Origin of the sequence: Rhizobium sp. Nf11,1 (assembly GCF_050587665.1) — a bacterium.
Classification (GTDB): Bacteria; Pseudomonadota; Alphaproteobacteria; order Rhizobiales; family Rhizobiaceae; genus Rhizobium.
Map to the genome: position 1 here is coordinate 15,246 of NZ_JBOBHU010000012.1, position 16,124 is coordinate 31,369.

The window sequence follows — 16,124 nt, forward strand, 5'->3', positions numbered from 1 at the left end:
ATTTCTTGCTGGTTGACACGGACCCATCGTTGCAGATGAAGGTCTCGCCCGGCAGCCTGCGATACCACCCTTCGCACCACTGCATGGCCGATTGGCAGCTTCCAGCGCGGCCGCTGAGACAAGCACGATCGCCAACGCCGCAGGAAATAAGTCCCTTAGACGCCGAGGTGCCCGCATTCGGACGGGAATCAGTCGAACGGATGACCTCATCACTGAGCGGGCGCGGCATTTCCGGCGACCAGCATGCCATCTCGGACCGCGAGCTCTCCATCGGACTTCAATGCCTTAATCCGAGCAACGATAAGGTCACGCAACTGGCTACTGGTCGCCTTGAACCCAAGGCCGCGCGCGACGGCGTTGACGGCCTCGTTCTCGGTGGCACCCAAGCTCGTTGCAATGAGGGACGTCAGGCCCTGATCGATTTCCATCGGCGGGATCATCTCAATCCGGCGCAGGCTCGGCGACGCGACAGCGGTTCGGTCCCGAACGCGGATTTCGGCGCCAGGCCACAGCAGGAAGTCACCGGTTCTATAGACGTGCGCCGCGTTGACCGCCGTATGGATGGCGTTGCCGACATGTGAATCGATCCGGTTGCCTGCGCGCTGCAGTCCCCACGCTGTACGGATGCGCGTGATCACCTCGTCCCGATGGATCGGGCCTTCTGCCTCGACCGTCTGCTTGATCAAACCAACGAGTACTCCAAGAGGCGCTTCGTGAAGCTCGGTCGTGGTGTTAGGTGTGAGCGATACTTCCTCGTAGAGAGGCGTCGTGGTCTCAAAGGAGACCTGCTGCAGACCGATCTCACTGACATCCGCCCGCTCGATCGTGACGACTTCGACCGGAACCGCTCTTGTTGCAACCTGTGTGGCATGATCCCCAGATAGCGCATTGGCCTTTGCCTGTTCGATTGCTGCTATGAGACGATCGAGTTCAGCCTTCGGGCGTTGGAACCAGTCCGTGCTCCATACGCGATGGATGTTCCAGCCATGATCCTCGAGGACAGCCTGGCGCAACCGATCGCGGTCGCGCGCGGAGCGGGACGAATGGTATTCGGCACCATCGCACTCGATACCAAGCAGATAACGGCCGGGGACCGCCTCGTCGGCAACGGCGAGATCGATGAAGAACCCTGCGATCCCGACCTGCGGATGAACCTGATATCCCCTCTCCTGAAGAGCTGCCATGATCTGTTCTTCGAAGACGCTGTCCATCTGGCGGTCGGTGCGCTGATTCATCGACAGACGCCCTGTCCGCGCGTAGTGCAGGAACAGCTTGAAAGCGATGACGCCCTTCCCCTTGCCGCGCTCAAGATCGATGTCATCGTCTGTGATTGAGGCGTAGACTTCGCAGCGGCGTTTTGCGCGGCTGATGAGGACGTTCAGGCGGCGTTCCCCGCCTTCGGCGCCCAGCGGTCCGAAGCGCATGCTCATTGGCGCGCCACCTGGCCCCTTGGCGTATGCTACCGAGATCAGAATGACATCGCGCTCGTCGCCCTGCACGTTTTCCAGGTTCTTGATGAAGAACGGTTCGTGAGGATGCGAATGGAAGAACTCTTCCGTCTGCGGGTTCAGCCGCCGTAGAAGTTCGAGCTGGTCCTGGATCTCCCGCCGTTGCTTGATCGAGAAAGCCGCGACGCCCAGGGAAAGGCCGGGTGAGTTAAGCGCATGCCGGATGATGGCTTCGGCAACCGCCTTCGCCTCCACCTTATTCACTCCGTCTTCGAACGTCCCGTCTGGAATGTGGTTGAACCGCAGTCCCATCCCGGCTTCCTTGGTGTAAGGACTGGGAACGATGAACAACTTGCTGTCGTAAAACTGGGTATTGGAGACCGCAATGAGTGACTGGTGGCGGCTGCGGTAATGCCAGCGAAGCATCTTCTCAGGTAGACCGCGGGCAGAGAAGAGACCAAGAATGCTCTCAATATCGGAGACCTGCGCGCCGCCGTCGTCATCGTCGTCCGACGTTCCGGACGTCATCTTCGAGAAAAATTTCGTCGGTGGTAGCTGTCTCTCGTCGCCGACGACCACGACCTGCTTTGCGCGAGCGACCGCACCCAGCGCATCCACGGGCTGGATCTGACTGGCTTCGTCCATCACGAGCAAGTCGAATTCCAAGACACCAGGCGGCAGGAACTGGGCGATCGACAGCGGGCTCATCATGAAGACTGGCTTCAATGCCTGAATGGCGAGCGAAGCCTTCTGCATGAGTTGCCGGATTGGCATGTGGTTACGGCGCCGGGCCATTTCTCCTCGAAGGATCCCGACAGGACCGAGGCCGCTGACCGCCGGGATGTTCCTGTGATGTGCCTTCACGACTTCAAGTCGAGAAATCCGCATGCGGTTCCGGTCGAGCGATGCGAATTCGCCAACCAGCCTGCTGTGGACTTCGCCGTCGAATCTCGCGAGATCCGGATCCTGCGAATGCTGATGGCGCAATATCGCCTCGTAAAAAGCCATCTCAAAGTACGGGATGACATCGGCTGTAGCGACCCGGCCGTCCTGAAGGCGTTCGACGACCAGACCGACGCCGAGATTTCGGGCGTCGTTGGCGCGTCCGTTGTAGGCAGCATACTTCGAAAGCTGCTCGTCGCTCTCGATCCACCGGGAGAGCCTTTCGCCGATCGACGTGAGTGAGGCCTGGGCGACATTGCTCGCCCCGAAGAGCGCGGCAATATCCGCTTGCAGGAATTTCAGGATGACTTCGAACTCGGCGGCAAACCGTTCGCCGTGCGATGCCGCAGCCTGTGCTTTGGTCGCGATATCGGATCTGTCGGTTACCCGGGAGGCCAGTAGTCGAACATCACCATTGCGTGACAGCCAGTCGAAGACGGCAGCAAGCTTCATCCAGTCGGAGGCCGCGCCCTTCCAAAGGTTGGCGAATGCCGCAACCCCTAGCTCACCGGAGTTCTCGACTGCGCTCTTGCGGGCCTGCGCGGCTGCCAGAAGCTCGAGTGCCGCTATCCGGGCGGCGTTGTTCTCGGGAACAGCGTTCGTCAACGCCGCGATCGCACGGTCGGCCGTCGCAATTTCCTTGAGCACGGCTGAAGCCTGCGTCAGCACAGCCTCGTCCGGTCCAGCGGCAGCTTGGAAGAGCTGGGGCGTGCCGTCGCCGAGGTCACTCCAAAGCGAGAACATCAGCTTCCGGGTATCCTCGAGCAGCGCTCTCACTTGCTCGCACCGTGTCGCCACCGATCCCTTGTCTGTCAATCTGCTGGCGATTTGCCTTGCTTCGGCCCCTACCCCGCGAAGGCTGCGCATCCACAGTACGAGGTTCTCGAGCGGCTGAGGATCGGACTTTTCGCCCCGCCAGTCGGCGCCGAACGCACCGCGGCCCAGGCTATCGCCGTCCTTGATCGCCGCGCGCGCCGCTTTGCCCTTGTGCAAGAGATCGAGTAGCCGGACCATTTCGCTTGGGTTGGTTTCCGACATGACAGTGCGCAGAAGAGCCTTGGACCTCCGCCAATCGCCACTCAGGAACTTGAGGACACGCTGGCCATGGACGGCCACAGCCGTTCGCGCAGCCGTCAGATCCATGTCCCAGGCTTGGTCGCTTACCTTGCCAGTCAGTTCCGCTTTCATCTGGCGATACGTCGACACGGCCTCAGCGAGATCACTGGCTTGATCCAGGCCACGTTCCCAGATTGCCGCGACGAATGCGTCAGGGCTCGCATCGGGTGCGTCAGCCACTCTCTCGCCGATGGTCAACAGCCTGCCGATGGAGCCAAGAGTCGCGGACGCGTTCACACCGAGCATCTGCTTGAGCGATCCGGCGGCGTTCAGGAACCTCGGCAACAAGGTGTCGAGCTGCTCGATGGTCTGATGGCCTGATTGAGAAAACGTGGCAGGCAGCCGCCGGAGCGTGGTCACGAGAGGCAATGTCTCCGCTCCCCACGCAGCGTCGTTAAACCGAGCGCGCACTTGCTCGGACAGGCGAAGGAACTCCGCTCCGTCACGGATGACGCTCGCGATCTGCTGCGGAGAGGTCTCCCATGCCGAATTAGCCAAAGCTTCAGACGATATGTCGGGAGGGCATGTCGCGAGACGCTCTGCCAGCACCCGAACTTCCTCGAAGGACGTGATGGAATCCGCAGGCTCGCGCTGGAGGGCGTCTGTCACATCCCTCATCGAGTTCCCGAGGTCAGCCAACGACCCGGAAGCATCGGTCAAGCGTGTCGTAAGTCTCTCGAGGTCGAGGGGGGTAATGCCTGTAAGGCCGACACCATGCCAGGCATGTTTCGAAGGCAGACCGATATCGTCAATTCGCTGCGCCAGTTCAGAAAGGATGGTGACTATTTGATCCTTTGCCTCCGGGCTCCAACCGACAGCCGCTGGAAGTTCGATATCCGATGGCTGCAGGCCCATCCTACGCAGGCGCGTCAGGTGACCGATCACCTGGTAGGGCGTGAGGTCGTAGGGATGGTAAATCTGGTGCATCCGATCCGGATGCGCATTCAGGCTATCTCTTGTTTCCAGCAGACGGCGGTCGTGGGCCTCGGCGGCCTCGCCTTTGGGGGCACCCAGCTCCCATACGTGCTGCAGTTCGGCGAGAAGCGCACGTTTGTTCGCTTTGCTGGAGTGAAGTTCAAGGCACGCGTCGCCAACGCTTGCCTGATCGAGCCGTCGCTTTACGACCTCGAGAGCGGCCATTTTCTCGGCCATGAACAGGACTGTTTTCCCGTCCGCGACCGCTGCGGCAATGATGTTCGCGATCGTCTGCGACTTTCCCGTGCCGGGTGGCCCTTGGATGACAAGGTCGCGCCCGCGGCGGACCTCGTGGATAGCCACCGCTTGCGAACTGTCTGCATCGACGATGTGCGTCATCTCCCTGGGGGAGATATGTAGGTCAATCTTCGTATCATCGTCGAGAATAGCGTCGCCGCGTTCGAAACCATTCGACACAAGCCCGGTGATCAGAGGACGCTCGGTGAATTTCCCGTCCGCCGGCCAAAGTGCCGGGTCGAGATCGCGGTACATAAGGAATTTCGCGAAGCTGAAAAAGCCGAGAACGATGTCATCCGGCTGGACGGACCAGTCCGGCTTCACGGACACAGCCGCTGCCACCTGACTCGCGTAGGACTCGAAGGAGAATTCGTCGGTTGCCTCGAAGTCAGGCATCCGAATCTTGTGAACCCGGTCGAGAAACGCCTCCAACGACAGGTTGGATGCAAAGTCCTCAGGACGTGCCTTCAGTTTAAAGCGTTCAGCCGCGCTGCCGCGCATAAGCGAGACTGGTACGAGAACGAGGGGCGCATAACGGATGTTTTCCGCGTTCTGGGGGTCGATCCACTTTAGCGTGCCGAGCCCGAGGAATAGGATGTTGACGCCTTGCTCTTCTTCCAGAGTGCGGGCATCGAAGTAGAGATCCAGCAACCGCTTCTGAAGCGCATTCGGGGTCATCTTGGTTTGAAGCTTAGTATCCGAATGCCGTGTCAGACGGCCGCTCTCATCGCGGTCGTCGTCATCGGGCAGCGCAAGCTCAATCAGGTCTTCGGCGTCCTCGCCGTCCTTCGGATCCCTTCCCTTGGCTCCAGCCAAAAAAGTCATGGACTTGCCTTCAGTGACAAGCACCCGAAAGATCTCGGCTGATTTCTCGTCCACGATGTCGATCGTCTTGGCGCTTTTGGAGAATCGGGGAACGTTCAGGAGTCTGTTTCTTGCTGATAGGTCGAGCAGCTCTGTTCGTGCTCGTTCAATCTTTGCCTCTACTGAGAGATTGCTGTCGAAGATCGATTGCTCGGAACTTTCCGCTGCATGTGTATTGCCAGCTTGCATGAATTCACCTCATTCCCCATGGGTGCAACTGATGCATAAAGTTGGGTCGATGGTCCAGTAGCGAGAAAGCAACTTGGGCGATTATTTAGTGACTGCCGAATGGTCGCGTAGATTGGATCGGTGCCCCAATGCGGACATAGGCCCGTTGATTTCGTGCCAATGGCCCGAGCAGCAAGGCAAGTGCATGAATCCGAGGTCATGATTTCATTCAGACCGCCTCAATCTCTTCCGGGGCGAGACCCTGGATCTTGAGTTCGGCACTAATCCATTTCCGCGCGGCCATCATACTCTGCCGATAGTCGTCGGCAGCGAGAGAAAGCGATTCCGGCGAGGTAGCCCGATCAAGGTCCTCGAGCGACCATCCTTCGACAAGCCGTTTGCTGATCGCGAAACAGGTCGCTTTGCCTACGCGGAAAGCCATCGAACGCTGCGCCGCCCTTAGAATGATCCTCCTCAATTCCTCGGCTTCCAACTGACCAGCGAAAAAGACTTCGAGCTCCGCCGTCATGCGCTCGACTGCGGAATAGAGGCCGTTAATGAACAAGGTCTGGGCATCCTTGTAGTAGCGTCCGGCTCGCCCCTTCATTTGCTTTTCGTCGATCTCTGTCGGGTCATCCAGGATTTCGATGGTCGGCGCTCTCTCCAGGGCCTGCGCCTCCCTCGAGAGCTTGGCTCCCTCGGGCGCCTTGCGAACTTTCTTCTCTGTCGCGCGCTGCCCGCCGTTCCTTTCGCCGCGCAGGAATCGATCCTCTTCGTCATCGATGGATTCAACGGCTGCCGACCGTGCTTCATCGAGGCCGAGATCACTATCGTCCGTGCGATCCGGAGCTTTCAGCGACTTGACGTACGTGGTCGTCGGAAGACGGAATTCGTCCAGAAGTTTCTGAAGATCCTTCTGAAGATCATCGAGGTTTTCGTCGCGCGGCGGGTGAGCTTCGCGGATCACATCCTTCACCCATTCAGGCATGAGCTCACGCACCCTGCCCGCGTAGTCGTCCGTGGAAATGGGATTCCGCTCATCGACCGTCATGAGCGCATCGCGGTATTGGTTGGGGAGCGCGTCGTCGTCGGGAAGATAGATCTCAACGGTAAGAACGGTCGAGCCGAAGGGAATTCCGTAGTTTGGCGCTACCGCAGACCATTTCTTGCCAGTGCGGAAGTCGTAGCGCTCTCCCCTATGCACGAGAGCGCAGAACGTCGTCGAAGACGTCGTAGGGTTATTCAAGGCGCTGATTGAATGGCTGTAACTCTGGTGCTTTGGATCATGGATGTATTGGATACTGATCCCGGTTTCGGGGCACGGCACGAATTCCGCTTTCGGAAGTGCTGGAACAACCTCTTGTAACGTTTTGAGAGTCCTTGTCCTTCCCGTCTCGTCCTTGCCGCCGCCTTTCGTCATCGACACGTCGATTACAACCTTCACGCCGGGGCGGAACTCTGCGAAACGCCGGAAGATTTGCGTGGCGACGTAGCTCCGATCGACCCTGATCCCCTTCCCGACGGGTTCAGATACCGTGTCATGATCGTCGTCTTCACCGATGAGGACGACCTCAGTCCAGTCGGAGGACAGGTCCATAGTGTGGCGCAGCGTATAGCCGACATCGAAGACGGCTTCCTGTCTTCCTTCGATGTCATAGGTGAACCGGACGAACGTCTCTGCTTCGTCGTCGTATCCGATCGTAACCTGGTGGACGAGACCGTTCTTGCACGAGCGGTAGCGTATGCCAGCAGGAGAAACTGTGAGGCCGGATACCTTAGCCCCGATCCCGAAATTGCCCTTCAGCGACATCTGCTTGTTAATGGAAGCCGATATATTCGTCGCCGTCCTTAGTTCGGTCGCACTCATGCCGGGTCCGGTATTCCAGAATGTGAGTTTTCGGACGCCGTCAATGAGCGTGGGATAAATGCGGACGATGCGCCGCCCGTCCGGAGCAAGCGAAGCGCTCTCCTGGGCGTTCATGAAGAATTCCCGGACAACCGTGTGACGCGGAGCCTGCCCGATCATCCGATTGATCAGGAACCTATCGTCTTCGATCGTCAGGCGCTCATAGCTCATTCTGAATCCTACAGTTTGAAAACGTCCTTCTCGGACGCGCCGGAGGTTCCGAACTTGCGTTCGAGTTCAGACGCGGCGTCCCGGAGTGCCTTGACGATCTTTTTCACATCACCGTCATCGAACTCGTAGGCCCGACGGTTTGAAAGGTTGCCGATCTTGCGGATGGCATCGAGAGCAGCTTGTGTCCTGCCCTCTGCCAACTTAACGAATTTCTCGCGCTTACTATCCATTTTTCTCACGATTTTTCATGTCGCGTAAAAACTGAAATGGCCGAACGAGATTGTCAACAATTCGGATTGCAGATTTTGTGAATTTCGGCTCAATATTCATGGAGCGAAGGATAGTCGCTGGTCTCAATCAGGCAGGGGCACCCAGATCGCCGACGCCCCGTCCCCATATGCCCTCGCCCGTCCATCCATGACACAGGCTCCAACCCAGGCGCAGACGACGGCATCGAGCGCATCCTCGAATGCCTTCATTTCGAAACCACGTGCATCCGAAGCCGGTAGCGACAAGGCATCCCCCACGCCTTGGATTCTAGCATCCAGCAGCGTGAGGATTCGCCTCCAGGTCTCGAGTAGGTTTTCCCTCCGGGCAGCAGGGCCTTCGCCCGGCCAGTACTTGCGGCTTTTGGAATGCTTGTACGGCAGCCGGCGATCGGCCGAAGCCAATTCGATCAGGGCGGGATGCGGATAGACCTCGAGCAGCGCCTGGCCGCTCGGGTCGGATACCGCGAGCGGATATCCGGCAGCTTCGAACCTGACCCTGAGCTCATCACTAAGCTTTCCCGGGCGCGTAACGCTGGGCGTGTGCGTGCTCGCATGCCTGGCGCCGTATTCAGAGGAGATCAAGTTGTCCGACGCGCGGCGGCCGATTATTGGGGTCAATGACAGAGGCATGTCGATCGCAACCAAGTCGACAGTCCCGCCGAGTTTTCCGTGCGCTGCCGCGAGCAATGACTGCGCGTCCGGAAGCGAGCCTCGATGGCGAACAATAGGATCAGCATCTTTGTGAGAGACGAAGGCAGTGTAGGAGCTGGCCGCTTCGACGAGCCGCCAGCCGGAGCCAAGATCGACAATCAAGGCCACCCCGCTCGGTTCGTGCTCCGTCCAAGCGGCGTCGATTCCCAGAACCGCTCTCAACCTCAGCTCCTCCTCACTTCGGCCAAAACGCACAATCACTTTCGCAGGTAGCTCTTCTGCCCTCCGTCGGTCATGCAATACCGACCTCCCCTCGAACCTGTGCAATATGCTCCGGATCGACAGGAACAATCCGCGCCGACGACGGGAGACATGTGTGATGTGCTGCCACCCAGAACGCCAACGGCGCCTCGCATGTACGCTGAGCATGATCGCTTGCTCGCGGAGACCGACCCATCATTGCAAATGAAGGTGTCACCCTGACATCCTGCGATACCGCCCTTCCTGCCACTGCAGGGAGTGTTCGCAGCTTGTGCCGCCATTGCTATCGATAGAAAGATGGCTGCGGCGCCCAAAAACAAGCTCGTGCCGCAAGCTCCCTTCAACGCGCCCTCCACTTCAACACCTCTCGGAGGCGAAGGAGTGATCGGGGACGCTCGCGACCTTGTCCAGCTCAGTGTCCGGCGGACCTCATCGATGTCGCGAACCATGTGGCACACCCACTCGCACCTCGTCAGTCCTCTCATTGATGTCAATCGCAGCAGACCTTCCTGACGTAGGTATTTCCGAAAGTCACCATGGCATCCTTCGCGATGAGCCCGTGGGTTTTGAGGGCATTTGACAGGTCCTTCGCTTCCTGCTCGCCATAGACGTCATGCAGTGTCACGGCGATCCAGCCGTTCGCTGCCAGATGTGCCGCGAGCGGAACCGACGAGGCCTTCATGAACGAGCGGGCGTCTTCGAGTGTCCGGAAAGATTTGACCTGCACGAAGCGTCCGTCGCCAGCAGGTTCCTCGAATTCGTTCACGCGCACCCACGAGTAGTGCATATACCCACTGAATCCTCCGACGGTGACGCGATACCAGTCGCCTAATAGTTCAGTGACCTCCACGGGACTTCCGTTTCGCGCCTCTCCGATCGTCTTCGCATCCCCGTCGGCCGCAGATTTGATCGGCGCTATTCCCTTGGGGTGACGCACGAAGCCGCTCCGAGCCCGAGGAACTTCGAGCGACGCGCGAGCGGCAGCCGCATCGGCCGAGGGCAGGTTGACAGAGTTTGCCGGAGGCTGGGTCTGGAGAGAATTGGGCGTCTGAGGTGTGAAGGCTACGCGCGCGTCGGCCTTGGGATAGCATAAGATCTGGAAGACCGACGGCGTGACGCGATCAGCAATATCGGCTGTCGACAAGGCTGTCGCATTCTCAGTTGTATCAGCGGCTTGATCAACGACACTCTGAGACTGCAGGAACAACTCGGCAACCGACGCGCGGATCGCGAAATTCACGTTCTGAGCAGTGATACCGATATCGTCTGCGATCTTCTTGGACAATGTCGCGCTCGTGATCCCAAGAAGGAATCCGTTGCGGTCCACCACAGGGCCACCTGAGTTGCCTGGCTGGATTGGTGTCGAGATCTGGATGTATCTGGTGTCGTTGCGGATCCCCGCGAGTGCGTTCACGTTGCCCGTGGTGATCTTCACAGAATCCGCGAGCAACGTTGCCAGGGGGTATCCCACGGCAACGATGTCCTCGCCGAGCCTTGTTGCAGACTTTCGGAATGCCAGCGGCTTTAGTGGCTCGCCGGCCGTGATCTTCACGATCGCCAGATCATTGGTCTCATCGATGCGCGGATCCGCGCCATCGCCCTTTCCCTTCACCTCGATACGTCCGCAATCCTGCACCACATGGGCGTTGGTCAGAATCCATCCGTCCGCTGTGACCGCGAAACCCGTTCCCGAGGACGTGGGTTCGTCGGCAAAGGATTGCGAAGCGACGGCCATCGATAGGCCAGCGGCGATGATTACGCGGCAGATGACAGACATGCGAGCTCCCCAGACCCGTCGGAAAGTAGAGCCTTCGAGGTCTCGATTTCAACCTGATCTTGCAACTTTGCTTAATGGTCGGCGGGGTCTCTTGTGGACTGGATCCGATTGCCCGCCTTGCCGAACGAATAGGCGCCTAATTCCTGAAGATCGTGGTGATCTCGACGCCGCTGTCGAGGACAACCCATAGGGTTCGAACGAGATCGGCAGCCTCGAGGAGCGCTGCGGACATCTGCTCATTCGATTGTCGCTCTATGTGATCTGCAACCGCGTTGAGGCCGACGATTGCGTCGTGTCCGGTCCCGCTCGCGGGGATTCCGACCGCTCCCGGAGATCGCCCACTGTCGTTATCGCGCGGAACAGCAGTTTCCGAACTTCTGAAGGCGTCAGCCGTTCGATTTCGTTCGCGGCCCTTACAAGTTCGGCGACGAATGATGGGACACTGCTTTCTGGGGTGTGAACCATCAGTGCTCGAAATCGGCGCCGGGCATCCATCCGCGGGTATAGCCTTTTCCCATGCAGGCCTTCGCGGTGGCAAGTTGCTCCTGGAGCCGGATACGATCTTGAAGAAGGGCTTCGATGGTGGCTCGTGGGTCGCCGCCGTGCCATGCCATCGCTGCGTCCACGGGATTTGTTTCGGCTATGTTGTCTCGTTCAGCGAGCATCGTCAGTTCCTCGTATATTCCGGAGAAATATGCTCCACGGAGGGTCGCTGAGCGTGAAGGCAGCTCATTGCAACGGCGCGCTATGGCGGGAGCACCTTCAAGGTAGCGATGGGACCGAGTCGCCGCAAGCGTTGGTGGCGTCGTCGGTTCAATGCCGAAGATCCTGCCCCGCCTGCCGAAAGGCGGCAATCTCCGATCCGGCAGCTCGCAGGAGGAGCTGACCGCCGGTTATTACTCGATGACCTCATCCGCGATTGCGAGCAGCTCCGGCGGAATGGGAATGCCAATCTTTCGGGCAGCGCTGAGGTTGACGATCAGCTCGGGTTGTTTGACCCATTCGATGGGCATGTCGCCCGGCCTTGCTCCTTTGAGTACGCGATCCACCATCCGGGCCATCTGCCGCGCTGCGGCTGCGAGGCTCGTGCCGTAGGCGAGCACCGGCTCGTAGCGGGCGAGGTCTCTGCCGAACATCGTCGGCAGCCGTGCGGATACCGCCCCTTCGATGATCCTCGCGCCATAAGTGCTGGTGCGCGGCACTTCGAGCGACAGCAGGGCGTCTGCCTGCTGGCCGGTGAAAGTCGCGAAGGCTTCCTCGATGTCTTCGGATCCCTTCAGCAGTACCATCTGGGGAGACAATCCCGCAGCCCTGGCTTCCGCCATATAGAGGTTCGGCAGCGTGTCCGGCACGCCTGCATCCCCGAGGATCGCCAGCCGGGAGAGGCCAGGCACGGTTTGCTTGAGGATTCTGATTTGTTTTTTCGCCTGTTCCGGGTCGTAGTTGGTTGCGCCTGTGGCGTTTCCGCCCGGCCGATCCGCATCGGTCACCAGACCGGCGGCGACGGGATCGAGCACGACCGCGAAGACAATAGGGATATCCGAAGTTGCGCGACGGACGGCCTGGAACGTCACTGCGCCGATCACGGCGATGACGTCTACCCCGAGAGCAATCAACTCCTCGGCGAAGCCTGGGAGGCGATCAAATAGGCCTTCCGCAAAACGTGCTTCCATTTCGATCATTTGACCGTCGATATACCCTAGCGCGCTCAGGCCATCGCGGAAGGCGGCGAAGCTCGGATATGATCGGTCACCTGCGAGCAGTATGCCGATACGCGGGATTCCCGAACCGATTGGCCGTGCCGCAGTCATGGCGTTCCCTCTTACGCTGCATGAATGATGGCTGAGGTGGCACACGATAGCATCCTTGGATTACCGGAGGAAGCAAGGTGGCCGCCCTCGTCCATCAAGGCCGCCGCGGGGCGGCTCAACAAGGATATGGGACAAAGCTGTGTATGGGGGCTGGCGCAGTCGGCGGCACGCTAAAGAGCCGGACAGCCTGGGTGAAGGTATTGCAACCTGCCCGTCTAGTTCCCGAAGATCGTGCTGATCCGGACGCCGCTGTAGAGGGCAACCCACAGAGTCCGGACGAGATCGGCTGCCTCCAGGAGCGCTGCCGACATCCGGTCGTTCGATTGTCGTTCGACGCAAGGCTCGGGGGGCACGCGGCAGCTAGCGGTTGCTTTCGCCCGAAAAAAGTCTGCGGGCGAGATACACAACTTAGAGTGAACATGGTAGTAGTTCTTCATCTCATTGAGCTGGGGGGATGCAGATGAGATCAGTCCTTTTTGCAGTGATAATCACGTCAAGCGGCGCGGCGTCTGCTGCTGGACTAGACGACCATTTTGATGGCTCGAAACTGGATGTCTCAAAATGGACGACGCAGCAGGTTCTCTCGCACCAGATCGAGTTCACCAAACCCGGTCGCTGCGGGAGCGCTGCCATCGACATAGTCACGAAAGAAGGCGACGACGGCCTCGAATGCGAGGACGATTGCCAGAGGGCGGAACTGCGAACGGTCAAGAAGTCGTGGCCGACCTTCGGTGACGAGGTGTGGTACTCGTTCAGTTTCAGGATCACAGGGGACGTGCCATCCAAGGGCAGCGCAAGATCCGTCATCGGACAATGGAAGGGTCCAGGAGACGGTAGCCCAATGATCGCCCAGCGATTCGACAACGGCGTCTTCCATATCACCGTTCAGGACAACGATGTCCGACGTGTGGTCGCCAAGGCGGAGGGAGATCCGGACGCGCTTCTCACCGCGCAGAACCTTCTGGGAAATCTCGAGTTCAACGAGCAAAACGTGAACGCGATCAAGTCCCTGCAGTCGCTCGACCTGATCAGCAGGAACGCTCCGGAAGTCTCGAAGCAATTCTTCAGCCCGAATTTAATGCAGAGCATGGGGCCGGAGGCGAAGGATACAGACGCCAAGACTCTGTCGCAGGCCCTCGGGCTCTCCGGCGATGGAGACCTGGTCTCCCAGTTTCGGTCGCTCGCGTTCGTCGCCGAACCCGAAAAGTACATCGGCAAGGCGGACATCGAGATCGTTCCAGAAGCGAACCGCCCGCTGCCCGATCCGCGCATGGGCTGGGTCGACATGATCTATCGCGTGAAGCCAGGCCGCACCGACAACGAATATGGACCACGTCGGGCCGCCGAAATCGATGTCTGGGCGAACGGCCAGAAGATCGTATCCGTGAAAGGCAACATCGGTGCAACCCTAAAGAAAAATACTCCTCTGCCTCTTTCAGGTCCGTACTTTAAATTTGGGACCTACCGCCTCCGTATCCCGGGTGAATTTCACTTTCAGTTTGATGAGTTCTCTCAGGCTGCAACCAAGGCCGGCCTCGCTCAAATATGCCAGGCGCCCTGAGATGATCTACTCGCTCGGTCGCCATTTCCATGGGCGGAAGCGTCGCCGCTTGGCGAGCGCTCTCATTTTGATCGCGGCCGCCGCAAGCTGCACCAGTATCGATTTCGAAAAACTACAACCTGGGTCGTTCTCCGGCACCTTGATCGTTATGTGGGTCGGTCGTGGTGGCTCATCTGGCGATGGAAAGTTTGTTTTCGTCCCTGATCCTCACGACCGCCTTACGTTTGTCAGGCCGGGCGGCAAAGGGAATCCTATCGTTCCCGGTGTCATGTATACGGATGGAGGATCCGTGCCCCGGGCAGTCCAGGTCTTCGGGGGGCTCAACCCATGGGGATACGCGCCAGCCTACATGGTCCACGATTGGATATTTACCGCACATCATTGTCTGGTGGATGGGCGAAAGGACCAAATATATGTTGCGGTCAGCGACATTGACTTCGATGAGTCAGGCGTCATCCTCGGCGAAGCCATATGGACTCTGATGAAGGAAAAGCTGGTAACCAGAGATGACGTTGTTGCCGGAGCGATCACCACGGCTGTCAGAAGTCCGTTAGCAAAGAAAATCTGGAACGGCTCGCCGGGTGCCTGCGAGAACGGAGCAGTCTCGGAAGACAACCTTCGCGAGATAGAGAGAGCCGTCCCCGGCTCCACGGCCGACGAGGCTCGGAGAAGAAATCTCGACATCGCAGGGGCAATCCGCAGCTTCAGACGCGCCTCCAACGCAGTCGAAGTCGGACGAGTGACATTTCAGCAGGGCCACTGAGCTGCACTGCCGAAGCTGAAACTGCGTCTCGCCGTTTGCGCGAATTGTGCTTGAATATCGCATCTCGTGGGGGAATGGGAATGAGATCAAATCTTTTATATGCGATCGCGGCAATCGCCGCTTTGGCGGCCTTCGATGCAAGGGCCGAGGAGCTGAAGCTTGCAAGCTGGAACATCGGCAACCTCGCGAGCAAACCCGGAGTTCCACTTCGCGGTCATGCAAGAGATGAGGCGGAATATCAACATATCCGCGACATCTTCGCGAAGCTAGAACCGGACATCATAACGCTGCAGGAAATGGGCAGCATGGGCAGTGCGCGAGCAGTGGTGGGGGACAGCTATAACATCGTCTTCGAAGAGCGCTGCATGACCAACAGCGCGCATTGCAACGAGGATGTCGACGACATCTTCACAGCGATCGCATACAAGAAATCGCTTGGCCAACTCGCAGAGGTCCAGGTGCCTCAGCTTTCGGTGATGCATACGAGCGAATGCGCCAACGAAACACCACGACCCGTCCGCGGAGGGGTCGGAGTAGAGCTTCAACGCGGCAACACGAAAGTCGTCGTCGTTTCCGTACACCTCAAGGCCTCCTGTAAGCGCAACGACAACGAAAACGAACGTGATCAGGCCGATGACTGCGCGACGCTCATGAAACAAGCAGACATCCTATCTGAATGGATACGAACAGAGCGTGCAGCCGGCAAGCAGGTGATCGTCGCCGGTGATTTCAACAGACAGCTTCTGGATTCAGGCGACCATGTGGCGGCAAAGTTCCGAGCCGTCGATCCGGGAGTTCAGTTTTTTCCCACAGCTAGGCAATGCTGGGCGTCATTTCCCAACCGCGGAAGCGCGATCATTGCTGCCGCAAACCAGAAGTTTCCTGAAATAGCGGCCGCAGGCGGAAGGCCACTCCCCTACAGTCCGAAGTCCAACAGCAAGATCGACTATTTCCTTGTGAGCGGCCCCGCGCAGCAGACGCCGATCTCGAGCGAACAGTATGCGATGGGAAGCGAGGCCAAGACGACGGAGCTTGCGACCGACTACCTGAAAACGTGCGAAGGGAAACCAAACAAGTTCGAGGACGGGTCGGTCCTCACATTTTCCGAGGTAGAGCCGAGTGACCATTGCCCGATCTTCATGACGTTGCCCTGAATTGACCATGCGCATCCTGCGCGACGAAGCTGAAGTCGCACGAGATCCAA

General features: G+C 58.9%; 10 protein-coding genes. 3 read left to right on the plus strand and 7 right to left on the minus strand.

Going from position 1 to position 16,124, the window contains the following annotated elements:
- Window positions 1-209: 209 nt before the first annotated feature.
- From ACQ7C1_RS18430 to ACQ7C1_RS18460, 7 genes are all read right to left on the minus strand, one after another.
- A complete protein-coding gene (locus tag ACQ7C1_RS18430) occupies window positions 210-5,771 on the minus strand; it encodes a DUF3320 domain-containing protein (RefSeq protein WP_430959347.1) in 5,562 nt (1,853 codons plus the stop codon).
- Window positions 5,772-5,979: 208 nt separating this feature from the next.
- The gene (locus ACQ7C1_RS18435; protein ID WP_430959348.1) at window positions 5,980-7,827 is read right to left on the minus strand and encodes a hypothetical protein; all 1,848 of its coding nucleotides are present in this window, start codon (window positions 7,825-7,827) and stop codon (window positions 5,980-5,982) included.
- Between the two features lie 8 nt (window positions 7,828-7,835).
- Window positions 7,836-8,057 (minus strand): hypothetical protein, encoded by a 222-nt coding sequence (locus ACQ7C1_RS18440; protein ID WP_130805071.1) that lies wholly within the window; start codon window positions 8,055-8,057, stop codon window positions 7,836-7,838.
- A gap of 123 nt (window positions 8,058-8,180) precedes the next feature.
- On the minus strand, window positions 8,181-8,969 hold the full coding sequence (locus ACQ7C1_RS18445) for a DUF429 domain-containing protein (protein ID WP_246713982.1): 789 nt from the start codon (window positions 8,967-8,969) through the stop codon (window positions 8,181-8,183).
- A 529-nt stretch (window positions 8,970-9,498) separates the two neighbouring features.
- Window positions 9,499-10,785, minus strand: coding sequence for a trypsin-like peptidase domain-containing protein (locus ACQ7C1_RS18450; RefSeq protein WP_430959349.1), 1,287 nt, complete (start codon window positions 10,783-10,785; stop codon window positions 9,499-9,501).
- Between the two features lie 464 nt (window positions 10,786-11,249).
- Window positions 11,250-11,450 carry a dehydrogenase gene (locus ACQ7C1_RS18455; RefSeq protein ID WP_183907987.1) on the minus strand — a complete coding sequence of 67 codons (201 nt, stop codon included), beginning with the start codon at window positions 11,448-11,450 and terminating at the stop codon, window positions 11,250-11,252.
- A 231-nt stretch (window positions 11,451-11,681) separates the two neighbouring features.
- Window positions 11,682-12,596, minus strand: a complete 915-nt coding sequence (locus ACQ7C1_RS18460) for an ABC transporter substrate-binding protein (RefSeq protein ID WP_430959350.1) — start codon at window positions 12,594-12,596, stop codon at window positions 11,682-11,684.
- A 460-nt stretch (window positions 12,597-13,056) separates the two neighbouring features.
- On the opposite strand from ACQ7C1_RS18460, the gene ACQ7C1_RS18465 reads away from it, so the two are divergent.
- From ACQ7C1_RS18465 to ACQ7C1_RS18475, 3 genes are all read left to right on the plus strand, one after another.
- On the plus strand, window positions 13,057-14,157 hold the full coding sequence (locus ACQ7C1_RS18465) for a heparin lyase I family protein (RefSeq protein ID WP_183907983.1): 1,101 nt from the start codon (window positions 13,057-13,059) through the stop codon (window positions 14,155-14,157).
- Between the two features lies 1 nt (window position 14,158).
- Window positions 14,159-14,920 (plus strand): hypothetical protein, encoded by a 762-nt coding sequence (locus ACQ7C1_RS18470; RefSeq protein WP_430959351.1) that lies wholly within the window; start codon window positions 14,159-14,161, stop codon window positions 14,918-14,920.
- Window positions 14,921-15,000: 80 nt separating this feature from the next.
- Complete coding sequence (locus ACQ7C1_RS18475; RefSeq protein WP_430959352.1) at window positions 15,001-16,074, plus strand: endonuclease/exonuclease/phosphatase family protein; 1,074 nt, start codon at window positions 15,001-15,003, stop codon at window positions 16,072-16,074.
- The last annotated feature ends 50 nt before the right edge of the window (window positions 16,075-16,124 follow it).